The organism is Ruegeria sp. N8 (assembly GCF_056531325.1).
Window position 1 is genome coordinate 141059 of record NZ_JBQFLQ010000005.1, and the last position, 23411, is coordinate 164469.

The 23411-nt window shown below is 55.9% G+C and carries 13 protein-coding genes; 7 read left to right on the forward strand and 6 right to left on the reverse strand.

The genetic code is table 11. The annotated features are described in order from the left end of the window. Positions 1 to 12 precede the first annotated feature (12 nt). Complete coding sequence (locus ACR0C5_RS12030; RefSeq protein ID WP_480876827.1) at positions 13 to 2703, reverse strand: DUF6493 family protein; 2691 nt, start codon at positions 2701 to 2703, stop codon at positions 13 to 15. Beyond that, positions 2700 to 4034, reverse strand: coding sequence for an SWIM zinc finger family protein (locus tag ACR0C5_RS12035; protein WP_170773365.1), 1335 nt, complete (start codon positions 4032 to 4034; stop codon positions 2700 to 2702). The genes ACR0C5_RS12030 and ACR0C5_RS12035 overlap by 4 nt, the downstream gene beginning before the upstream one ends. A gap of 338 nt (positions 4035 to 4372) precedes the next feature. Here ACR0C5_RS12035 and ACR0C5_RS12040 point away from each other — a divergent pair, with 338 nt between their 5' ends. Continuing rightward, the gene (locus tag ACR0C5_RS12040) at positions 4373 to 6070 is read left to right on the forward strand and encodes a type I secretion system permease/ATPase (RefSeq protein ID WP_174819457.1); all 1698 of its coding nucleotides are present in this window, start codon (positions 4373 to 4375) and stop codon (positions 6068 to 6070) included. Continuing rightward, positions 6070 to 7383, forward strand: a complete 1314-nt coding sequence (locus ACR0C5_RS12045) for an HlyD family type I secretion periplasmic adaptor subunit (protein ID WP_480876830.1) — start codon at positions 6070 to 6072, stop codon at positions 7381 to 7383. The genes ACR0C5_RS12040 and ACR0C5_RS12045 overlap by 1 nt, the downstream gene beginning before the upstream one ends. Positions 7384 to 7388: 5 nt before the next feature. Here ACR0C5_RS12045 and ACR0C5_RS12050 read toward each other — a convergent pair whose 3' ends face one another. After that, positions 7389 to 9440, reverse strand: coding sequence for a dockerin type I domain-containing protein (locus ACR0C5_RS12050; RefSeq protein ID WP_480876833.1), 2052 nt, complete (start codon positions 9438 to 9440; stop codon positions 7389 to 7391). A gap of 210 nt (positions 9441 to 9650) precedes the next feature. Here ACR0C5_RS12050 and ACR0C5_RS12055 point away from each other — a divergent pair, with 210 nt between their 5' ends. The 5 genes from ACR0C5_RS12055 to ACR0C5_RS12075 are packed head-to-tail and all read left to right on the forward strand — an operon-like array spanning position 9651 to position 19116. Continuing rightward, positions 9651 to 13472, forward strand: a complete 3822-nt coding sequence (locus ACR0C5_RS12055) for a beta strand repeat-containing protein (RefSeq protein WP_480876836.1) — start codon at positions 9651 to 9653, stop codon at positions 13470 to 13472. A 58-nt stretch (positions 13473 to 13530) separates the two neighbouring features. Next, complete coding sequence (locus ACR0C5_RS12060) at positions 13531 to 14340, forward strand: SapC family protein (protein ID WP_480876838.1); 810 nt, start codon at positions 13531 to 13533, stop codon at positions 14338 to 14340. After that, complete coding sequence (locus tag ACR0C5_RS12065) at positions 14341 to 15678, forward strand: TolC family protein (RefSeq protein ID WP_480876841.1); 1338 nt, start codon at positions 14341 to 14343, stop codon at positions 15676 to 15678. After that, positions 15675 to 17822 carry a type I secretion system permease/ATPase gene (locus ACR0C5_RS12070; RefSeq protein WP_480876844.1) on the forward strand — a complete coding sequence of 716 codons (2148 nt, stop codon included), beginning with the start codon at positions 15675 to 15677 and terminating at the stop codon, positions 17820 to 17822. Before ACR0C5_RS12065 ends, ACR0C5_RS12070 begins: the two co-directional genes overlap by 4 nt. Continuing rightward, complete coding sequence (locus ACR0C5_RS12075) at positions 17806 to 19116, forward strand: HlyD family type I secretion periplasmic adaptor subunit (RefSeq protein ID WP_480876846.1); 1311 nt, start codon at positions 17806 to 17808, stop codon at positions 19114 to 19116. Before ACR0C5_RS12070 ends, ACR0C5_RS12075 begins: the two co-directional genes overlap by 17 nt. Before the next feature lie 72 nt (positions 19117 to 19188). On the opposite strand, the gene ACR0C5_RS12080 is transcribed toward ACR0C5_RS12075, so the two are convergent. From ACR0C5_RS12080 to ACR0C5_RS12090, 3 genes are all read right to left on the reverse strand, one after another. Further along, positions 19189 to 19890, reverse strand: a complete 702-nt coding sequence (locus tag ACR0C5_RS12080) for a response regulator transcription factor (protein WP_170785802.1) — start codon at positions 19888 to 19890, stop codon at positions 19189 to 19191. Further along, positions 19890 to 21755: a PAS-domain containing protein gene (locus ACR0C5_RS12085; protein ID WP_480876849.1), complete on the reverse strand. Its 1866-nt coding sequence runs from the start codon at positions 21753 to 21755 to the stop codon at positions 19890 to 19892. The genes ACR0C5_RS12080 and ACR0C5_RS12085 overlap by 1 nt, the downstream gene beginning before the upstream one ends. 112 nt (positions 21756 to 21867) lie before the next feature. Continuing rightward, positions 21868 to 23400 carry an alkaline phosphatase family protein gene (locus ACR0C5_RS12090; protein ID WP_480876852.1) on the reverse strand — a complete coding sequence of 511 codons (1533 nt, stop codon included), beginning with the start codon at positions 23398 to 23400 and terminating at the stop codon, positions 21868 to 21870. Positions 23401 to 23411 lie beyond the last annotated feature (11 nt).

The window sequence follows — 23411 nt, forward strand, 5'->3', positions numbered from 1 at the left end:
GGGCTCAAGGCCCTATAGGCTATGAAGCTTCAACAGTTTCTTTGCAAACTTACCGGTCTTTCCGCCAGCTTTGATCGCCGCCAAAGCTGCTGTAGACTTTGGTGCTGTCAAACCAGACCCTGACAGCACACAAAGCTCATGGAGCAGTTCCAGAATTCCGCCCAAATCCCGCGGAAGCGTGTCGGGCAAGTCATACAGCATCGCTGACAAAGCTTTTTGAATCTCATGCGCGTGCATTTTGGATAGCTCAGAGACTTGCGCCATGCGTTTGGTCCAACGCCGCAGGGGGAGCGCTCCGAAAAAGACCAACTCGCGCGCGGCGTCGGCAAATTCTTCGGATTGAAATCTGCCCTGCGCAATCAAGGTTGCGATTGAGTCACTGGTGGTCATTCCGATACCTTCATCCGCACTTGCCAGATACCACGCCAACATCGCATGGGCCATTTTACCCGGCTTCAATCCGGGGCGGAAAAACGGGTCCAGATAGGTCAGGCAATGGTGCCGCGTCAGCTTTTGATCCAGTTCCAGATCGAAAATACCGGCAACAAAATACAACTCTGGCTGCGTTGGGTTCATCAATACTGCCCACGGGTTCAGTCCTAGCAGCCAGCTGGTACCAGGATCGCCTCCATAGCAGTGTTCGAATTTCGCAGGCAGGGCAAAACCCAAACTCGGATCAACATCACCTGGCATTTTCGGTAAAATAGAGACGCTGGGCTGCGGCCAGAAATATTCGTCGATACGCCGGATTTTGGCCGTGAAACGATACTCTGCAGGAGTACCCAGACCGGGAATAATACCCCCAACCAAACGCTGGATATTGGGGTCGGCTTCAATCGGTCGGCGCTCCTGCCAGGCCATAGCCCAGAGTTGGCAATCTGTTTCAGGCCTGAACTCACCGCCCAAGGCATATCCCAACGCACGCTCTGCTTCGGTCTGCGGGTTTAGAGCCGCCAACGCCTTTTCGCGCCCTTCCGATCCCAGCCGCAGGATCGCAAGTCTGAAATCCATGGCCCCCGGCCGAACACTCAGGCCACGGTAATGTTCCAGCCTGTCAATCAAACGCAATGGGTCAACACATCCGCTATTGTCGGAAGGGGCCGAGAGCATCGGAACCGAATGGCCCGCCTGAACGAAAGACAACAGCTCTTTGGCGCGCGCCGCGAATATCCCTTCGAAACTATGGGGCGAAATACCCAAGGGTTGGTGACCGGAATATCGTGGCTCTAGATAGGGTTGCAGTTCGGCATCGAAATCGGACCCGTTGGCCCAGCTCAATCCCGCAACCGAAATAGGTCGCTGAAAATACTTACCCGGACTAAAACCGCCCTCGAGATCGCGCGTTCTGATCTGATTTGCCCGCTTTTTTAGAGGGCCAAGTAGCGGGGCAGCCTCGGCTCCGAACCGCGCTATTCCATCAAATGCCTGCTCGATCAGGAAGGGGTCATGGCAATCCTCCAGGAGGGCCAGATATGCCGAAACCGCCTCATCTACGGAGGAAACAGGCTCAAACGGCTCAGGTCTAGGAACGGGAAAGTCGGTGATTTCAGCTTTGGCCAAAGGTGCGGTGTCAGCAAGCCGCGCGCGGACCGTCGGCGTCACCACATCCAGATAGTCCGCCATCGCCGTCTGAACCCCGGCATTATGCATCTGACCGAGGCTTTCTATCAGATCCACCGCTCGAGTTTGCACATCCCCAACCTCTGATATCAAAGACGAGGTGGCGGTTTCGGCAATTTCGGCTACCCTATCCGGATTGCGTTTGGCGCAGGATTTCAAAAGACTTAACGCATTCAAAGCCGTCGATTTCTGGTGGCTTTGCAAAGCAGGTTCAATCGCGTCGAGCAGGGCCTTTGCGTCAAGTTCACCACATTTGTCGGCGCGCTTCAGCGCCTTGACCGCAATCGCCACTGTCGGGGGAACCGCACTATTGAGGAGGCCGAGGTACTGATCCACGCGCTCAACGATTTCAGCATCGCTCGGTTCTAGCGCTGTATGAAACCGCGAGTACCAACCCGCGCGAAACTGCGCAAAATCCCGCTTCAGGGCCTCTAGTGAGCTATCCAACAAGCGCTGTCGGTCCAGGTCACCGTTTTCGCTCAGAGCTCGCAAAACATCCGCCCATCCTGCGCGGGGTCCTGAATATTTGTCATGCGCAGCAAGGCTGAGATCACCACCGCCTTCAACCTCGAAGAACCGCCAGACATCCTGAGACAAAAACTGATCCCGCGCGTTGTCGGGAACGCCCGCCTGAATGGCGTAGTAGCCAAGAATATAGGCGTCCGTCTGAGGGATTGAGCACAACCCTTTTCGGTTCAACAAATGTACCGCGTCGATCAGGCGGGGATTGTCTTCAACCGCAGCCTCGGCCCAGGCGTCGATCCAACTGAGCTTAAGCTGCGCAAACACTTCGTCCAAAGGAAGGGATTGCGGCAAGATACGCCAATCCCCACAGGCATATTCCGAGGGTCTGGCGGTGGCAATCACGGCGATCCCCAATGCTTCGCCGTCTTTGGCAAATGCTTTGAGCGGCTTTTGGCCTTTCATCTGCGCTTCCCACCAGACCTTTTCATAAGCTTTTTGCATCTTCAGCGCATGCCGGGCAAATGGCCTTCGATCCGCCTCCGACATCTTTGCGAGGGCCTTTAGAACATAGCGCGCAGTGCGCGTTGTAATCAGGGTCAGAAACTCCTGTTCAGTCACGCTTGGCGCTCCATCATCAGTTCGACGGCTAAAATGTGTTTGCAGGGACCACGCGTATGGCCATTGGCAGCAAACCACGGGCATGTGCAGCTGTGCCCGTCCTCGGCAAAGCGAACCCGATGCGTAACATCGCCACTTTTCACATCCGCATAGTTTTGGGACAATGCGACCGCTCCGTTGTCCGCCAGGTTTGCGGCGGCTTTCAGCCTTGGATTCAAAGATCTGACGCGCTCGAAGCCAAAGGGGAGTTCTCGGTGAAACCAGGTTTGCGACCAAAGATCATAACCTACACGACCCAACGCAGCCAATTGGCACAGCGCGATGTGCACCTCGTGCGGTGAGGCGTTGATGAGGGGTGCCAGGATATTGGGATCAAGCCGGTCCTGCCAGTTCAATTGCGCGGTTACTGCAGCCGTTTTCTCGGCCTCGGTCGTGAGGTCAGAGAGCAACTGCCCGTCGCCTGAAAACCCGCGCCAAGGATCTGCATTCAAGACCAGACACAAACGCTGCCCAGCAAAATCCAAAACCCAGGCCGAACTTTTCAGACCTTCGTTGACAAAAACACGCAGTGTCTTCGCCTTAGGGGCCAGAGACAGCAACACGTTTAACCGATGACCACCGCGCAACGGCACGCTACCCGGCGAAGCTCGGGTTGTTGCTCTGACCCGTTGCCCCTGAGCCGATACCCAAACCAGATGATCCGATTTCGATCGCGGCAAACTGCGCAAAAATTTCTGTGCTGGTGTCGGGGCCAATGAAAGAGCGGGTACCATACCAGCCATATGGCTCTGCACCTCGGCAAATCCCTTCAACCAGCGCAAGGGAAGCGGTACTTTTCGTTCGACGAGTCGGTTTTCATCATGTGTCAGGGCCACGGCTTTGGGCCCAATCGAGATCTGCAACTGGCTGTCGGGCGAAACCTGGGCCAGCATAGCCCTCAAGTTGGGGCCAAAATCCACATTGGTTGTCCCTGTGCGACGCTGTTCGGCGTCTAGCGCGGCCTCATCTATGTCCAGACGGGCATAGGTGCTGCAACAAGCTGAAAACCCCTCAAACCGCACGGTTTCGTGCCCTACTGTGACCACTGGGTCCGCTTCGCGCAGAATCCGGGCCAGCATCGCGGGTGGGACGTAAAAGCGGCTGCCGACGATATCGGAAACCGCGCGCAAAGACCTAGCCGTGATCAGAGGGTGTTTGGCGTGTGCGATCAGGAAATCCTGAGAAGCATCTGGATCGGACTGATCAGCCACCAGACTCAGCTTCTGCTGAGATGACATTCCGGTCAGAGATGACCGGCCTGCATAGTGATACGTGTAGTCGAGTTCTCTCATCTCCGGATACCGGAACTTAAAAACTAATCAATTTGTTCCGATTCATCGTAGACGCCGATTGCACCGCTATTCAACTGACCGAAACGGCCCGAGGGCGTCGTGAGACATTATCGCCGCAATTCCGGAATCGGCAGGGGAGCAACGGCGTCTGATCCGCGGCGGTCCGATCATTCCCATCACTGTGTGTTTGATGTAGCTTTTGCGGCAGTGTTCCGCTCTATCTCACAACCCATGCATTTTAACTGTCTTTGTGGTGCGTTAGAGTCAAAACAGCATTGTCGTCGAAAGTCCTACTCGTGAAGCCAGCAAGCCGTTTCTCTCAACCTCCACAACACGAGCTGCGCAAAGTTCGCAATCAGGGATCAGCCTTTCTGACGCTCGCCTTCTTGTTCAGCATTTTCGTGAATCTGCTGATGCTGACCGGACCGTTGTTCATGCTGCAGGTTTACGACCGCGTTCTGGGGTCGCGCGCGGTCGAAACATTGACTGCTCTTTTCCTGTTAGTGGCGCTTTTGTACGGGTTGATGGCAATGCTGGACTATGCCAGGGGCCGTATCGTAGCCCGTTTTGGTGCCCGATTCCAGTCGACCCTGGACGAACGTGTGTTCGAGGCGACGTTACAACGATCTTTGAATCCTCAGGTCCGGGCTGCGCCTTCAACAGGTTTGCGGGATTTGGAAGCCATTCAAAACCTCTGCTCATCGCCGGTATTGTTGGCTGTGATGGACATTCCGTGGACACCGGTTTTCATGGCTGCCATCTTCCTGTTCCACCCGATGCTGGGATGGCTTGCCGTAGGCGGCGGAGCATTTCTGGTGACTATAGCATTGCTGAACCAAGCGCTGACACGGCGCAAGGTGGCCACGGCGCAATCGGCTTCGGCACAGGCGAATTCCTTTTCCGAACACGCGCGGCAAGCGGCGGAAATTGTACGCTCTCAAGGGATGCAGAAGGACATCATTCAGCGTTGGCAAAAACAACGCACCAATGCATTGCATCAGACAATCGCAGCCAGCGACTGGACTGGCAGTTTTACCTCACTGACCAAATCACTGCGACTGTTCCTGCAATCCGCTATGCTGGCTTTGGGAGCCTGGCTGGTTCTGCGCAACGAGTTGACACCGGGCGCGATGATTGCTGGCTCTATTCTGCTGGGTCGCGCGCTGGCTCCGATCGAGCAGACAATTGGCCAATGGGCGATGATCGAACGTGCCCGAACAGCCTGGGGGTCTCTGAACGAGTTTCTGGATTCAACTCCACCTGAAACGCCTCGTACCAAGCTGCCTGTTCCCGAGGCCCGGTTGACGGCCAAGGGACTAACCGTCATTCCACCGGGTGCGGAAAAACCAACTTTGCGCAACATTTCCCTAAACCTGGCACCGGGCAGCGCTCTGGGCGTGATCGGGCGCAGCGGTTCGGGCAAATCGACACTAGCCAAAGCCTTGCTGGGATTGTGGCATCCGGCGGTCGGCGAAATCCGCTTGGGCGGTGCGACGTTGGATCAATACGACCCGACCGATCTGGGCCAGCATATCGGCTATCTGCCGCAGACCGTGACCCTGTTCAATGGCACTGTTGCGGAAAACATCGCACGAATGTCGGAAAACCCGGACGCCGAGGCCGTGGTTGAAGCTGCCCGAAAAGCGAACGCGCATGAGCTGATCCTAACGCTGCCAAAAGGCTATGACACGTTTCTTGAAGGCAACGATAGCCAGCTTTCAGGTGGTCAAAAACAGCGGATCGCTCTGGCGCGCGCACTCTACGGGGACCCGGTACTTTTGATTTTGGACGAACCGAACTCGGCCTTGGACGCCGATGGGACAGAGGCGCTGAACACCGCAGTGCGCGGCTTCAAGGCAGCTGGGAAATCCGTGATAATCATGACGCATCGTCCGCAGGCAATTTCGGAATGTGAAAACCTGATCGTTGTCGAACGTGGACAGATCATCAAGTCCGGTGCCCGCGACGAGGTGCTGGGAGCCATGGTCCAAAACGCTGGTGCGATCAAACGCGGCCTCAGTCAGGCGGGGAATTGATGCAAAAAAGCAGCTCTGATACGCGTCCTGTTTGGCGCATCACATTTCCGGCGATGGTGGGGTTTGTCGCCTTGGCCATTCTGGTTGGCGGTTTGGGAATCTGGGCCGTACAGACCCGACTTGCAGGGGCCATTATTTCGCAGGGGACGATCGAAGTTCAAAGCAACCGGCAGGTCGTTCAGCACCCCGACGGCGGCGTGGTCGGAGAGATTTTCGTGCGCGACGGTGACGAGGTTCAGCAGGGCGATCTGTTAATCCGGTTGGACGGTACTTTTCTGAAATCTGAGAAAATCATCGTAGAAACTCAACTGTTCGAGCTTTTGGCCCGCAAAGCCCGACTGGAAGCGGAACGTGACGGCATCCCGGCACAGGAGTTGCGCGCACGTCTGGACGAATTGGAACGGCAAGAGGCCATCGAACCCGAACTAGTCAGCGGCCAGCAACGTTTGTTCGAGGCCCGGTTGGACACATTAAATCAACAAGCCGAGCAGCTCGGGAAGCAACGCATTCAGACGGAAAGCGAGATTGAAGGTACGGAGGCTCAGCTTATCTCTCTGCGCCGTCAAGTCGAGTTGATCCGGGAGGAGCTGGAAGATCAGCAGAGCTTGTTCGATCGGGGCCTGACACAGGCCAGCAGGGTCTCGGCGCTGTTGCGGGAAGAGGCCAGCCTGACCGGGGATATCGGCCGGTTAGAGGCCAATATCGCCCGTTTGCGCGGGCAGATCGCGGCAACCGAGATCCAGATTGTCGAGCTGAAAGCAGCCCGCCGAGAAGAGGCGATATCGACCCTGCGCGATGTTCAGGCACAGATCGCTGAACTGGCCGAGCGACGCCTGTCCCTGACCGTGCGTCTGTCCAGGCTGGATATTCGCGCACCGGTGACAGGGGTCGTCTATGGCAGTCAGGTTTTCGCGTTGCAATCCGTGGTCCAACCCGCCGAGCCTATGATGTATGTGGTGCCCTTGGACACACCTTTGCTGGTAGCCTCGCGCGTGGACGCCATTCATGTCGATCAGCTGCACGTGGGACAGCCTGTCCTGCTGCGATTCACCGCGTTCAATCAGCGTGAAACACCAGAAATCGAAGGGCAAGTCATCAACGTTTCGGCTGATGCTTTTACCGATGACAACACCGGGCTGACCTTTTATCGCGCCGAAGTTGTACCAAATGAAGGACAGCTTGGCCGTCTGAACGGTCAGGAACTGCTCCCCGGAATGCCCGTCGAAACCATGATTAAAACAGATGAGCGTACGCCTCTGTCCTATCTGGTCAAACCATTGTCGGACTATTTCAACAGGGCGTTCCGGGAATAGAGCGGCTAGGCCTGTTCAATATTGCCAAGCAGGATAGTGGTCATATCTGCGGTGATCACGTTGTCTACGGCAACGATATCGACCCCTGTTTCGTAGGACACATTGTTCGGCGTGATACCGCTGAGATCCGCATCATCGTCCAAGAACACCCATTCCGGCGAATGTGGGGTAGATTGCCCAACAGAAACCTGCAAAATCGCCAGCGCGTCCAACGCATTTACAGTGCCGTCTTGCGTGATGTCGGCCGCAATCAGATTCTCGGCCGAGGCCGGTCCCCATGTTGGTTCAAGCCCGACGGAAATACGCAAAACCTGAAGCGCGTCTAGAGCATTGATATCGGCACTTGCCGTTGAATAGCCCTTGATCACGTCAAACTCACCCGAGAACATCCCAGGAGGGAGGTCAAAGTCGAATACACCATTCTCGTCCGCGCGCACGGTCAAAATGCCCCCGCCTTCGAGCGCTAACTGGATTTCTGCATTCGCCAAAGCCGGATTCTGCGTTTGGGAATCGATCGAGATATCGCCCAGAACACCATCCGAGCTACCGGGGTCCAGGCCCCCCAAAGTCCCCAGGTCCACGGGTATATGATCGGGGCCACCAAAGCCCGCGCCGAATACCTGTTGCTCGGACAATGGACCTCCCGCAGCGGATATGAGTTCGACCGTAGTGTCCAGAAACTCTATCCAGGCCCCCTGACCTGTAGCCGTGAATGTAAGTTGATCCGGCGTGCGCAGCAGTGGGAAATCGAACATGTCCAGACGGTCTGTACCCGCCTCGAAATCAGTAATGATCACAGGGGCGCTGCCATGCTGCATGACGAAAATATCCGCTCCGGCCCCACCGGTCATCTCTGTGGCTCCGGCACCGGCGATCAGGATGTCATCTCCCGCCCCACCCGACAAATTCGTGTCGAGAATACCTCCGTTAAGCATGTCGTTTTGATCTGTGCCAGTGATCGTGCCAAACCCTTCCTGCACGATCCCCAGATCAGAGAGGTCGACTGTCAATTGCGTCAGACCACTATCCTGTTGTGAGGAGGCAAATATTTGCAGCTCATCCCCGACATGAGCCGTGATCACCGTCTCAACATTCTGTAGTCCGGTGTCCAACGTGTCGGCAAAACTGTCCAGGTAAACCAGTTGCCCGCCCGGTGTCATCGTGAAAAGTGTGACCCCGTCATCGCCTCCCCCAGCCACTAAGAACACATGGCCGTCCACCTCGATGACGGACATGTCCTGAAGGGTTTCGAACCGCGTGTGCAACGAATCCAACACGTGATCCGTGGGTACAAGCGAACCCGAGGCATCCAGCTTCATCAAGCTGATGGAATTGCTCTGCGCCCCGGCGACGACGACCCATGACTGACCGTACGCTTGCACCACGTCAACCGCGGTAGGCACTGCAATGCCCAGTTGGTTCAGCGCATCGCTGTTATCAACTTCTGACAGTCCCCCCGTGGCGGAATCCACTGTGTAAATCGCGATGGAATCCGTCTCTGCATCAGAGGCCACCACGACATTCTCACTGCCAAATTGAATGACCTCCATCGAGTCGGCGCGACCGGCGATGGATCCCGACACCGTCAGACTTCCGTCCGGATTCACTAGATAGGTCGAGATTTGACCCGTATCTTCATGGGCCAAGGCCAGCACTCCACCCGTCTCAACCGAGTATTGCACAAGCGCGGAAACATCTCCGCCCCCGATCAGACTGTCGATAGTCTGTAACGTTCCGACAGTTCCATCTGGATTAAGTGTGTATCCTACCAATCCCGTGGCCAAATCGACATCCAGAATCAGTTGGTCACTACCGGCAAGCGTCACGAGCTCGGCACTATTGCCTATTTGTTGCGAAATCGTCCCGCTGTAATATTGAATGTCTTGCTGTTGCGGAACAATGCCTTCTAGCAGCTTCCAAACCGTGATGCCGCCTCCAGGGCCCGTCACGCTGTATAGAAACGTGTCCCCGTTAAACGTTTTTAAAGCCGTATCGCTGATACCTGAATCGAGCGCTACGCTTCCCGTTGCAACCACGCCTTCGAATTGAAGCATCATGTCAAATCACCCCGTGCCACACTTGGCTTTAATGACAGGATGATCTGATGCCCGGTCCGAAATCAAAGCACAAATGTGGTGAAAACGCGAAGTTCGGCATCAGTTTAACTCAATTTTTTCTGGTCCGACCGCATGAGTCACTGGAGGGCAAGACAGATGAACAAAAGCTGGACCCCTTGGGCGGACGCGGACACCACATGTGAGGGTAAGATGACCAAAGACCACGATTCCAATCGCCACGCGAACAACCCCGTGACCGGGGTCGAGGACAAAGCGCAGATTCGTCGTTGGCTTGATGACAAAATGCGCCGCTGGGCAGGTCGGGGTCTTGCAGGTGGGTTGGGCTCAACGCTGATGGCGCTGCCTGCTCTGGGGCAAGCCACGATCGAAGAGCTTTACGCCTTTCAATTCGCCGAAACCATCCCAGGTGTCAGATCGGTCAAACTGCTGAAAGATGGCGATGTCCTGGTTAAATTGGCGAACGGGAAATCGATGATCGTGGCGGCAGAGAACATCCAGATTCTCGATAGTGGTGCAATCATGATCGCGGAAGATATCGTGGCTGAGATTGCGCAGTTCAGCCTGGCCGCAGAAGCGGGCGGCGCGGCTGCCGCAAGTGGCATCAGTGGGGTTGGCGCTGCCGCACTAGGTGGACTTGGTTTGGCCGGGGCGGCCGCTGCTGCAGGCGGCGGGGGCGGAGGCGGGGGCGATGATCCCGCTCCGGCACCAACATATCCCCACCTGAATTTGGCAGGAGCCCAATCCAACGCGCTGAGCAGCACCGCACTAAATTCGGTCACGCCCGATGGGACAACAGATATCGAAGTGTCGATCGGATCCGTTTCCGTATCGGTGGAGCCCGAACCAGACGGAAGCTGGAACGTTGCACTGACACCCGACCAAGCGGCAAACCTTCCCCAAGGTGTCAACACCGTTACGATCCGTCATCTTGACGGCGACGGGAACGAACTGGCGGTCGAAAACGTGACCTTCAATGTCGATACAATTGCTCCGACGCTGGCAATAACCGATTTCTCGCACGGCGCGGTTGTGAACGCCATTGAGCAAGGAAACGACCTTACCGTATCCGGAGCTTCGGACGCTGAAAACGGGCAAACCATCACGGTGTCCGTCAACGGACAAGTCTATTCAACCACGGTGAACGCAGGCCAATGGACAGCGACAATACCAGCGGCAGACTTGTCAGCTTTGCCAGATGGAACAACTATTTCGGTAACAGCAGATGTGACAGACGCTGCGGGCAACCCTGCGCCACAGGCAACAGGCAGCTTTGAAACGGATTTCACCGCGCCCACGTTGACCCTCAATCCGGTAGCTGGCGGATCCATCGACCTGATTGACGTAGGGAGTGACCTTAATATTACCGGGACGACCACGGCTGCGGATGGCGAAATAGTCTCGCTTGACTTCAATGGGCAGGTCTACACGGGCACCGCATCCGGAGGAAACTGGACTGTCACAATCCCCGCCGCGGACCTAAGCGGACTGTCGACCGGCACACCTGTCGCAATTGGCGTTTCAGTAGCAGATGCGGCTGGCAACATTTCTACCTTGGTCAACGCATCTATTCCGGTCGACTTGACCGGGCCATCGATCTCGATCGCAACCCTCCCCGTTGGCGACGCACTGAACACGGCGGAAGTGACATCAGACCTAACAATTTCCGGGACGACGGCAAATGTTCAGGATGGTCAAACCGTAACCGTCATACTGGACGGCCAGACCTATACAGGTACGGTCACAAGTGGAGTATGGAACGTTACTATCCCTGCATCCGATCTCGGCGCATTGACCGATGGCGGAACATTCTCCATCACAGCAGATGTGTCTGACACGGATGGATTGATAGCACCGCAAGCCAGCACGGCCATCGTCAAGGACGTCACCGCGCCGACCCTTAGCATCGACAGTTTTTCGGCTGGCGCTGTCATGAATGCATCCGAGAGGGGTACGGATCTGACAATCACTGGCACCACCGACGCCGAAGACGGGCAAACGGTCACTGTCAATCTCGGAGGCCAATCCTACACCGCTACGGTATCTGGCGGCGCATGGACAGCAACTGCTCCTGCGAGTGACGTAGCCGCCCTATCGGACGGCGCAACCATCGCCATCACCGCTGATGTGTCCGACGAGGCCGGAAACCCAGCTGTACGAGCTACAAGCAGCTTTGACACCGACTTTTCCGCACCCTCAATCAACGTGACTTCACTTTCGGACGGGCCTGTTCTGAACTTCGCAGAACTTAGTACCAACCTCGTGGTTTCCGGCACCTCCGATGCGGGCGACGGAGCTGTCGTTTCCGTCCAAATTGTCCGGGGGGATGGCACCGTAGACGTCGCAGGGACCGCCACTGTGAATTCGGGAAGCTGGTCGTTTACCGCGACACCTTCTGACCTGACTGAATTACAAGACACGGAATCCTACACCGTATCCGCCTCTGTTTCCGACACGGCAGGCAATACCGCATCCGACATCAGCACTTTCGATACCGATTTTTCAGCGCCTGTCATAGCGATTGACCCGTTAGCTGTCGGATCTACGCTAGACATCGCGGAAAGGGGCTCGGACCTGACGGTATCCGGCACCACGACCGCTGAGGATGGGCAAACTGTTACGGTCTCTCTGAACGGTCAGGACTATGTCGCCACGATTGCTTCGGGAAGTTGGAGCGCGACCATCCCTTCTGGAGATCTCGGCAGCCTGGCAGACACAACAGCCTTCACCATAAGCGCAAATGTCGCTGATTTGGCAGGCAATCCGGCGACACCGGCGACGGCAGCGATAACGACGGATTTCCGTCCGATACTATCCTTGAATTCCACGGGTACCAACGGATCGGTCTTGCTCGCAGACGCGCAGAGTACGGGGCTCACAGTCTCTGGAAGTTCGATAGGTCTTACAGCAGGACAGACTGTTAGTGTAACCCTGAACGGAACACCTGTGGGGACAGCCTCGGTTGGCGCAGACGGGACATGGTCTTTGCCGGTCTCTTCAAGCGACTTTGCTGGTCTAAACGCTGGTGACGACCTCACTTTTCAAGTTCAGGCAACAGTTACGGGTGGGCCGGATCCCGCACCTACAACGGATACAACAACCGCGTATTTACCCGCCGCATACACAATCTCGGAAGTCAGCAACGATGGTTCTTCGGTGATATTCCAAATTCACGCCGACCCGAACCGCGATATCTCGGGCGGGCTGGCCGTCACAGCAGAAATCGGATTTGATCCGGCCGTTGTCACAATCAACCCTACCTCCATTTCCGAGAACAGTGATTTCGGGCTTTTCCTGACCAATCCAGTCGGAGCATCAGCTGTCAACATCGCGGGGGTCGCAACGACCTATTCGGACCTGTCACAACCCGTTGTGACATTTACCGCGGCTGTCGTTGATCCTTCCAAACCAATCATTCTGACCATAGATACGCCCGACGGCGGTCCTTCGGTCTACCAATTGGGCAGTGGAGGAGACGATACGCTTACCGCAAACGCCGTCGACAATTTCCTGCAAGGTTTCGGAGGAAACGACACCATAGACGTATCGAACGCAGGGCGGGATGTCGTGGTCTTCGAAGCTACGCCAGCAGCCAACGGCGTGGACACCATTACGGGCTTTACGCTCGGCGCAAAGGCTGAGGTCACAGATGCGATTATGTTCAATGGGTTCGACAGTACCACACTGCGGGGAGACGGAACTAATTTCGAAACCCTGGAACTGGGAGACGCCGTTGGCACAAATACTGGTTTCGTGGGTCTTACGACCGCTTTGGTAGATTTGAGCGCAGGCACAATTGAAAACGCTGTCGAGAGTTTGAGCGATCTGCAGGCGGGTGACGAAATCTATGTCATGGCGACAGATGGCGATGACAGCGTGTTGGTCCATGTCGAATACAGCGCACCAAATGCAGCATCGGTTGAAACAGTTGCAGAATTCACAGGGCTGGACGACCTAAGCGGTTTGTCCCCCGACAATATCCTGCACACCGACCCAACTGGCGCATCCGCCTGATCCAACGACACCGCCGAATTTGAAAATCGGCGGTGTCTTATATCCGCATGAGGTGAATATGGCACAGAACGGTCAGTTTCCACTGACGTTTTCGAGGTACCAAGGAAAATACTGGAAACGTTTTACCTCTTTTCGCTTTGCGCAAAACCTCACGGAATGTCCGATCGTCGAGAAAGAGATTCGTCAGGTTGCGGCGGCTTTTCCGATCGTGTTTCGGCGCGCGGGCACCGAAATTCACCCCTTTGCTTTGCTGAGTCTAAGCGGCGCCCGCACCCCTTTCGTCTCAGATGATGGGCGATGGTTGGCAGGCTATGTTCCATCCGATTTGCGCTGTCCTCCTTTTCGCTGGCGCGCCAGTCAAGATCCAGCCAAGCAGGACTTGAACGCAGAGGGGCTTTTGGTCGACGAGTCACTGGGGTTTGTAGGTCAGGAAGGAGAACCCTTCTTCAATGCCAGCGGTGATCTAACGCCTGAACTGCGCCAGGTCTTTGGCTTCTTAAAAATGCGGGCTCAAAACAAACAGAAAACCGCAGCGATTTGCAATAAATTGGATACGTTTGACTTGCTGAAATCCGCCGGAATGCACGAAGGAATCGAATTTCCCGAAGGTATTCTTATCGTAGATTCTGGAAAGCTGGCGGCCCTGACCGACAAAGACAAATTGGCGCTGATCAATGATGGAACGCTGCGGCTGGTTCACGCCCATCAAGTGTCGTTATCTCATTGCGCTTGGCTGGCAAGCGCCGAGCGAAATCTGACAACTTGTCAAGTCCAAACCTCGTACACCGAAAATTCAGATCTATCGGGTTTCCTCGGCGCAATGGCCCTCGCCCAATGGAACGAAATTCAACAAAACGGTAGTTATTAAATGCGGCTATCCCCTAGAAGACTGGTCCTTTACTTCATCCTCTCAGGCTGGCTTACCGCTTGCGCTTTCGGACCGGATTTATCGTATGTCGACTCGTCTCTTTCCGCTGGTGCAGTCGGTCGCGGGGCCACTGCTCCTTCACTGACCCTGCTTCGAACGTCTTTTGGGCAACGCGTTAAGCAGGCGGTCGAGAACAACCCGAGCCTTGCGGAAGGTGAAAGCCGCTATAAAAGAGCTACCGCAACCGAAGAAGCGGCACGTGGAGCTTTTCTTCCCCAAGTAAATCTCGGTCTCAGCGCTCGATCGCAACGATCCGATTCCGACCTTGCGAATTTCACGCCCTACGTTCGTATTTCCCAACTCGTCTATGATGGCGGGGTCGCCTCCAGTGAGCTAACCGCAGCAAAAGCGCGCGTCCTTGAAAGCAGGGGAGACCAACTGCAAACAGGGTCCGCAATAGCTCTTGCAGCAATCGAAGCATACGTTTCGGTTCTCAGCCGTCGTGAGATTTTCGACATTTCAGTTCGAAACGTCGAAGTTCACGAAGATATCCTGCACCAGATCACTGAAAGGTCCTCTCTTGGTGCCGGATCAACGGCGGATGTCATGGCGGCGCGATCTCGAATGGCGGATGCGCAGACACGCCTCGCAGATGCACGCGCCAGAATCGACCGTGCCGAAGCGCAATTCCGCGACATCTTCGGCCAACAGGCCGGGGATCTATCGAAGCCGGCAAAGGCGCCGAAGCTGACGCGAACAGACACGGAAATTGTAGTTAACAGCCCTCAGGTCAGACGAGCAGACGCGGCCTTATTGGCCGCTAAGGCAGATTTGACAGCGGCTTTGGCACGCCGTCGTCCGGGCGTTGAATTGGCTGCCTTTGCAGACCGCGACGATGACGATGATACAGATTTCGGAATTGACCTGTCCGTGAACTATGAGCTGGATAGCACCGGCCAGCGCCGCGCTTCGATTTCTGCCGCTGAAGCCAGAGTAAGCGAAGCCGAATTCGCGCGCGAGACGCTGATACGAGATATCCGGCGCGAGCTTGACTTTATTCGCTCTGACCAGCAAGCCGGCGCCAAGCGACTGCAAGCTGCCAAGATCGCCGCGAAGGCAAACGAAGACAGCGTGGAGGCAGCGCAGGCGCAATTCACCATAGGTCGGCGTAGTCTCATCGAAATTCTCGACGCCCAACGTGACTATGTAAACGCTCAGGAAAGGCTGATCCTGGCAGATCAGAATTTCTTTTTGACGAACTATGCTGCGCTCAGTTTGACAGGTGACATTTTGGACCTTCTCGGCCTTGAGGTCGTGACCCAGGGGGCAAGACAATGACACAACAACAAATTCTGATTGGGCCGTCCAAAACGTCTGGGCTTGAAACGTGTTTTTTGCATGTTGCAGCTCATCTCGATCGTCCACTTACAAGCGCTGCATTGAATGCCGCACTAACCGGAGACGGCGGCGGGCTGACCATTCACGACCTGCTCGAGGTGGCTCAGAATGCTGGGTTGCAAGCCGGTTATGGGCGTTGGGCGCTCGGGGATTTGGACAGTAGTTTTACGCCCGCAATTTTACTTCTGACAGATCAACACGCCGTCGTCTTTCACGGTTTTTCGGAAAACGGCGATCTCCTGATTTTTGACCCAAAGATGGGAAACGAAATAACCGAGATCGAAGGGGCTAAGTTGGCAACGATCTACACTGGCTACGCGATATTGTTTCGGCGCGTGCACAACGAGGATCACAACAGGACATTCAGACCCGAGACCGGTCATTGGTTTTGGTCGGCCATTGGTTCAAACCGCTGGTCCTACGCGCAAGTTGCGCTTGCGGCTGCGGTGGCAAATTTGCTCGGGCTTTCCACATCTGTCTTTATCATGGTGGTCTATGATCGAGTGCTACCCAATGAAGCAACTGAATCGCTGATCGCATTGACCCTTGGTGTCGGTCTAGCACTGGTATTCGACTTCGTCCTGAAACTGTTGCGCGCCGGGTTTATCGACCGAGCAGGTCAAAAATCGGACAGGATGATGGGACGACGCATTTTCGACCACCTTCTCAACATTCAGATGAAATCCAGAACCGGATCGACGGGCGCTATGGCCAGCACAGTTCGCGAGTTTGAAACGCTGCGCGAGTTTTTCACCTCGGCAACCTTGGTTGCTGTCGTTGATCTGCCTTTTGTCGCTTTGTTCGTATTCGCCATCCACCTTGTTGGTGGCCCTCTTGCCATAATACCGGCCATGGCAGTGCCAATCGTGTTGCTTTCGGGGCTGGCCGTGCAACCGTTTTTGTCCCGGTTGGCCGAACAAAGCTTTTCCGGAGGACAATCCAAACAATCCGTTTTGGTCGAAACGGTTTCGGGACTTGAAACCATCAAAACTACGGCCGCTGCCAATCAGATGCGTTGCCGTTGGGAAGGTGCGGTCGAACGGCAGGCATCACACAGTGTAAAAAGTCGAGCTATTACTCAATTGGCTCTGAACCTGACAGGGTTCACTCAGCAAGCAGCCCAGGTCTTGATCGTGTTCTATGGTGTCTTTCTGATCACCGAAGGGGCGACCAGTATGGGTGCCCTTGTCGCATCGGTCATGTTGACCGGTCGGGCTCTCGCCCCTTTGGGGCAGCTCGCGCAAACGTTGACACGCGCAAATCAGGCGCGCAGCGCGTACCGCAATCTGAACGCGCTGATGGAAGCAGAAAGCGAGCGTCCCCAAGGGAGGACATGGATCACCCGTGGCACTATTGAAGGACGTATCGCATTTAAGAACGTCTCGTTTTCTTACCCTGGTCAAACCCGTGACACCCTCAGCGATGTGTCCTTCGATATTGAAGCTGGCGAAAAAGTCGCAATTCTAGGCCCCATCGGGTCGGGCAAAAGCACTATCTCGCGGCTATTGCTGGGTCTCTACCAGCCCCGCGCAGGGTCAGTGATGCTGGATGGTGTAGACATCCGACAAATTGATCCAGGCGACCTGCGGCGCAACATTGGTTCAGTGCTTCAAGACATATGGCTGTTTTCGGGAACGATCCGTGAAAACATTGCCAGTGGCACGATCAGGCCGCAAGATCAGGACCTAATTGACGCAGGGCAAGTTGCCGGAGTGGAAGATTTCATCGCCGACCATCCTGGCGGTTATGACCAGCCTCTTGCCGAACGTGGCGAGGGATTGTCCGGCGGGCAACGCCAAGCCATTGCCTTGGCACGGGCTTTGATTGGCCGTCCTCCGGTACTTTTACTGGACGAACCCACGAGCGCGATGGATGTGAAAACCGAGGCTGAGGTCATAAAGCGCCTGCATAGCGCTACCAAACGCGACACGATGATTATCGTGACCCATCGCACCAGCCTTCTGGCGCTTGTTGACCGGATTATCGTGATCGAAAACGGACAGGTTGCCGCAGATGGGCCAAAATCGATTTTGACACGGCAGCCACGCCGCAATGGGAGGCATCTGAATGTCGCAGCATCCTGACTTTGCATCATTGGCCAATGAAATAAGGGGGCAATCTCCTTGGCGCGGTTCTGTGTTGTTGTTTGCAATTCTGGCTTGCCTGCTGACAGTAGGGTTCTGGGCGTATTTTACTGAGTTGGACGACGTCACACGCGTGGACGGGCGCATCGTTCCATCAGCCAATGTTCAACTCATCGACGCCACAGAATCCGGCGTATTGCGATCGCTGCACGTCAAAGAAGGCCAAATCGTGGATGAGGGCACATTGTTGATGGAGTTCGACACCACGCAAATAGACAGCCAACTCAACCAGGAACAACAAAGGGCTTTTGGCTTGATGGCCAGAGTCCACCGGTTGCAGGCGGAAATAAACGAAACCGAATTGCGATTTGCGCCAAGGCTGGTCGAAGGCGCGCCGGAAGTCGTCAGATCGGAAGCGGCCCTATTTGACGCCCGGCAATCCGAGTTGAGATCTGAGATCGCGATCCTGGAGCGACAACGACAACAACGTCACCGGGAATACGAGGAAAGCTTTGTTGATCAGGTAACTGCCGACGAAACCTTGCAAATCCTGGCAGAGGAACGCGCCATTATGACACCATTGGTCGAACAGCGCATGGAACCCGCGACGACACTGCTGACGTTGCGACGAAATGAGGCCGAATGGGAGGGGCGGCTTACACGGGCTGTTGCGATCACGCATCGCTTGAAAACCGGGCTGGATGAAATTGACGATCGGATTTTAGCAGCGCAAAGCCGGTTTCGAAGCGCAGCATTGACCGATTTGGCGATCACCACGGCAGAACTTGCGACCCTACAACCTCTTTTACCGGCCCTTAAGGATCGTGCCGAACGTGCCCAAGTCAAATCCCCAATGCGCGGCGTGGTTAATCGGATCTACCGTACTACGATCGGAGGGCTGGCCAGAAGCGGAGAAGAGTTGATCGAGATTATCCCTCTCGACGATCGCTTGCTGGTCGAAGCCTATGTAAAACCGGAAGATATCGCCTTTCTGCGCGCAGGGCAGCCGGTCAAAGTAAAGATTACGGCCTACGACTTTGCCCGTTATGGTGCATTGGATGGCCAGATCACGCGGATTGGAGCCAACACCATCACCCGGTCCGAGCGAAATGACGAAGAGGTTTTTGTCGTCGAAATTCAGACCAAACACTCGATTTTGGATGCCAATGGTGTAGAAGTGGAAATCATCCCAGGCATGATCGCAGAAGTGGATATTTTGTCGGGCAAGAAAACCGTGCTGGACTACGTTTTGCGTCCCGTCGTCAAAGTCAAAGACCAAGCGTTTCGCGAATAGTCCCGTCTGAAAGCCTCCGCATCTCATGTACAAACTGGGCAGCGGGGTCTCGACGACTATGAGACCGTCCGATCAGGCCCACTCAACATCCCCCAGAAAAATATAGCCTGCGCCATAAATCGTCTTGATCAGACGCGGGTTTTTAGGGTCTTCACCCAGCTTCGTCCGCAGCCGAGATATGCGCACATCCATGGCCCTGTCAAAACTGTCACCGGCTCCCCCACCCAGCGCCTCTTGCATCTGAGCGCGGCTGATCAAGCGTTTAGGACTTTCAAGAAACAGTCGTAGAACTTCGCCTTCCGCATGGCTGAACGAAGTTTCCGCACCATCCTCGTTCTCAAGGATGTAGCGATCGAAATAAGCCGACCAGCCGTTAAAGCGGGCCGTATCCGACTGCACGGCCTGTACCCGCGGCGATCGCAATCGGGCGCGGATACGCGCAACAACTTCGGCAGGATCAAAGGGTTTGGTGATATAGTCATCGGCCCCCAATTCAAGCCCTGTGACGCGGTCCTGAACTTGCGCTCGGCCGGAAATGATGATGACTGCCGCGCCTTGCTCCAACGCCAACCGGTGCACCAGCGCCAAGCCGTCCGTGTCGGGCAGAGACAGATCCACAAGGCAGACATCGGGTGTGGCGCGTTTTAGCGACGCCTCGAATTCGCGGGCTCGGGCGAAGCTTTGAGTCCGGAACCCGGCATCTTCCAGGGCATCGGTCAGGATGCGGCGGATTTCAGGTTCGTCATCGACGATGGTGACCAATGGCTGAGTCATCAAGCGACCTCGGATCGGAGAAGGGCGGAAAGTTGTGCCCGCGTAAAGGGTTTGCGCAGAACAGGGGCGCGCGTCAGAGCTTCGCGGTGTAACGGGTCGGAATATGGCAGGGATGTCATCAGGATTGTTGGTAAACGTGACCGCATCCGTGTCAGCAAGTCCAAACCGGTTGCATCCCCTTCAAGCCGAATATCTGACAAAACCAACGCGATGTCGTTCAGGTCACTGGTCAAAGCCAGCGCTTCATCGGCAGAGGTGGCTTCGATTACAGTGAACCCCAGATCAATCAGCATATCGCGAAAGTTCTGGCGCAAGGCATCGCTATCTTCGACCAACAAGACCAACCCTTCCTGCACCGGCGGCGCGGGACGATAGGGCAGGCGCAGGACGACGGATGCACCGGACGGCGTGTTGCGCAGGCTCAGATCGCCGCCTGCCAGTTTCACCGTGTCATAGACCATTGGCAGCCCCAGGCCCGATCCTTTGTCGCCCTTGGTGGTAAAGAACGGGTTCAGCGCCTTGTCCAGCGCCTCGGGCGAGAAACCGGGGCCTGTATCGGACACCGCAATTTCGATCCAGATCGTCCCGATCGTATGTGCGCTGATCGTCACCTGCCCCGAGCCGCCACAGGCATCGCGCGCATTCAGAACCAAGTTCAACAATGCGTCCTGCACCATGCCCGGATCCAGCATCAGCGCCTCATCGGGCAAAGTATTCACCACCGAAAGACCCACGCCGCGTGGCAGGGAGGGTGAGGCAAGGATACGCAAATCCTCTAATAAACCTCGCATATCGGTTGCCTTGGGCTGCGGAGTTCTGCTGCCGGTCATGTCAGCGATCCGGTTTAGAAGCTGGCCGCCCCGGCGCGCCGTCTGTTGCGTAGCAGCCACAAGTTCTCGGGCGCTTTCGGGCAGATCCATCTTTTGCAACCGCGACTGTATGCCCAGAATGATCGTCAACAGGTTCGAGAAATCATGCGCCAGCCCGCTGGTCATCTGCGCGGCCATCGCCCGACGACGTGTTTGTTGCAGCGCAACTCTGGCCTGCGTTTCTTCGGTTATGTCCACCGACATGACATAGACGCCTCCTTCGCCATCTGGCGTGAACGAGACCCGAATGCGACGAGAATCCTGATCCTCGTTAAACTCAAAAACCGAAGGTTCTCCGCCATAGGCATTTTGCAAATGCGCTTCGACCCGGAGATATGTGGCCGATCCCAACGCTTGCGAAATATGCATCCCAAGTATATCGGACGGCCGGCCAGGCAGTACGGTGCTCAGACGGCGGTTCGAGTAGTCATAGCGTCCCTCAGAATCCAGATGCGCGATATGGGCTGGCATCATTTCTGTCGTCATCCGGGTACGGGCTTCGATCTCGGTCAACTGTCGCTTGGCTTCCTCTAGCGCCGAGATCGTCGCAGCCAGTTTCCGGTTTGTTGCTGTCAATTCTTCGGCCCGGTCCAGAAGTTGTTCGGACAATTCCTCGGATCGGGCGCGCAACAGGGCCTCAGCCTGTTTGGTGTTGGTTATGTCGGTATAAACGGCGACCCAGCCACCTTTAGGAAGCGGTGCCCCCTCGACCGAGATCACCTGCCCATTGGCCCGCACGCGTTCCATATAGTGGGGTTCGAAAGCAAGTGCCTGTTGGACACGCTGTTCAACGATTGTATCGACATCGGCTACGGCGCCATATTCGCCAAGTTCGGCAAGATATCGGATCGTGTCATGAAAGAACGCGCCGGGCTGGACCAAGCGATCCGGCAAATCGAACATTTCCTGAAACGGACGATTGCTGACGACCATCCGCAACTGGCTGTCATAGATCGACAGCCCTTGACCAATCAGGTTTAGGCCTGCGGTCGTCATGGCCTTTATGTTCTTGTCAGTTAAGTCCAAACCCGTCCTCCCCGACATATGCGTAGCACCGGATCTTTCACAGGTGTAGAGGGCACAGGCGCGACATTCGCGCCAGTGCGCGTCAATAGCGGGTTTGCACCTTCGGTCCATCCGAGGTGATGGAGTGCAAGGACAGCGTATGATCCGTATTGCGCATCCGGTGACGTAGCATCTGCCGCCCCAATCGCGCCAAATCAGCCGCATAGGCCGGATCGTTGGCTAAGTTTTGCATTTCACCGGACTGTTGGTGATCGAACAGAATGGGCGGCAAGTCGGCGGCAAATTCGACCAAAGTAAACCGCGCGTCGCGCAAGATGGACAGGTTCGAGTCGCTATGGCCGGTTCCAAGCTTCTGTTGCCACAGAGTATTTGCTTGCGGGTCTCCGAAATCCAGTTCGCTGTAGGTATAATTGCGCCAATCTTCGGGCGCGTCCCCCTTCAGAAAGGGCAGCAATGACCGCCCGTCCATCGCATTGGGCGGCGTCCGGCCAACCCAGTCGAGGATGGTGGGCGTGATATCAATGGACTCGGTCGGAACGGTCACAACCTGACCGGCTTGTGCCTGATTGCCCGGCACCCGAATGATCAGTGGCGTATGATAGGCGGCGTCAAACACCGTCATTTTGCCCCAGCTATGATGATCGCCCAGCATCTCGCCATGGTCTGCGGTCACTACGATAAGCGTCTGCTCATACTGGCCACTGTCTTTCAAAAACTGGATAACTCGCCCAATATGGTGATCGACCTCTGTGGTCAGGCCCAGATAGACGGACCGCAATGTCTGAATATTCTGATCACTCGGTTCGACTTCATCGAACCCCAACACAACGTCTCCTGCGCTATGGCGGTCTATGGTCGGCTCAAAGAACGGGTGCATGGCGCGATCTTGCGCCTCGTCTGCGTGCCGGATCGGCAAAGGCAACGCGGCGGGATCATACATATCGTTATAGGGCGACGGGGCCACCAGCGGCGGATGCGGCCGGATATAGGTCAAATGCGCAAACCAGCCCTGACCGGCCATCGGCGCCATATGGTTCAGGAAGCTGTCCGTCAGAAAGGCTGTGTCGCTGTCCTCGGCCCGATAAAGTGCGGGATCGTTCAGCCTTGGCGCGCCACCGTCGGGTGCGGTTGGCTTGTGAAGATCCCAATAGTCCTGAAACGCATAGCCCTTTTGCATCAGATGGGCGCGCCAAGGATAGGACTCCTCCAACCGCATCTCCAGCACTTCATCAAAACCAGGCATCGGATGCTCATAAGATTTGAGGATCGGGTCTGACGCATCATAGGCCCTTGGGTCCGCCGAAGTATCGGTATAGCCGAATAACATCGGGCGATACCCCGCCTTTCGCATTTCCGATGCGATGCTGGGCGTGTCATGCCGCAGGGGCGTTCCGTTGCGCACAGACCGGTGGTTCATCGCATATTGCCCGGTCAGGATAGATGCCCGCGACGGCCCACAGGGATTGGTGACTGAAAAATGGCGGTCAAAGCGGACGGCATCAGCTATCAACGCCCTGAGATTCGGCAGCTCGATACAATCCGCCAGAACGCCGCTCAGACAATCTGCCCGAAGCTGATCAATAACAATGAAAAGGACATTCCCCGACTGCGGCATGTCAATTCTCT

Bases quoted from the DNA above. Each gene is read 5' to 3' on its own strand.
- ACR0C5_RS12065 (WP_480876841.1), top strand. From the start codon at position 14,341: ATGCGGCTATCCCCTAGAAGACTGGTCCTTTACTTCATCCTCTCAGGC.
- ACR0C5_RS12070 (WP_480876844.1), top strand. From the start codon at position 15,675: ATGACACAACAACAAATTCTGATTGGGCCGTCCAAAACGTCTGGGCTT.
- ACR0C5_RS12050 (WP_480876833.1), bottom strand. From the start codon at position 9,440: ATGATGCTTCAATTCGAAGGCGTGGTTGCAACGGGAAGCGTAGCGCTC.
- ACR0C5_RS12080 (WP_170785802.1), bottom strand. From the start codon at position 19,890: ATGACTCAGCCATTGGTCACCATCGTCGATGACGAACCTGAAATCCGC.
- ACR0C5_RS12060 (WP_480876838.1), top strand. From the start codon at position 13,531: ATGGCACAGAACGGTCAGTTTCCACTGACGTTTTCGAGGTACCAAGGA.
- ACR0C5_RS12090 (WP_480876852.1), bottom strand. From the start codon at position 23,400: ATGCCGCAGTCGGGGAATGTCCTTTTCATTGTTATTGATCAGCTTCGG.
- ACR0C5_RS12055 (WP_480876836.1), top strand. From the start codon at position 9,651: ATGACCAAAGACCACGATTCCAATCGCCACGCGAACAACCCCGTGACC.
- ACR0C5_RS12075 (WP_480876846.1), top strand. From the start codon at position 17,806: ATGTCGCAGCATCCTGACTTTGCATCATTGGCCAATGAAATAAGGGGG.
- ACR0C5_RS12035 (WP_170773365.1), bottom strand. From the start codon at position 4,034: ATGAGAGAACTCGACTACACGTATCACTATGCAGGCCGGTCATCTCTG.
- ACR0C5_RS12045 (WP_480876830.1), top strand. From the start codon at position 6,070: ATGCAAAAAAGCAGCTCTGATACGCGTCCTGTTTGGCGCATCACATTT.
- ACR0C5_RS12085 (WP_480876849.1), bottom strand. From the start codon at position 21,755: ATGACGACCGCAGGCCTAAACCTGATTGGTCAAGGGCTGTCGATCTAT.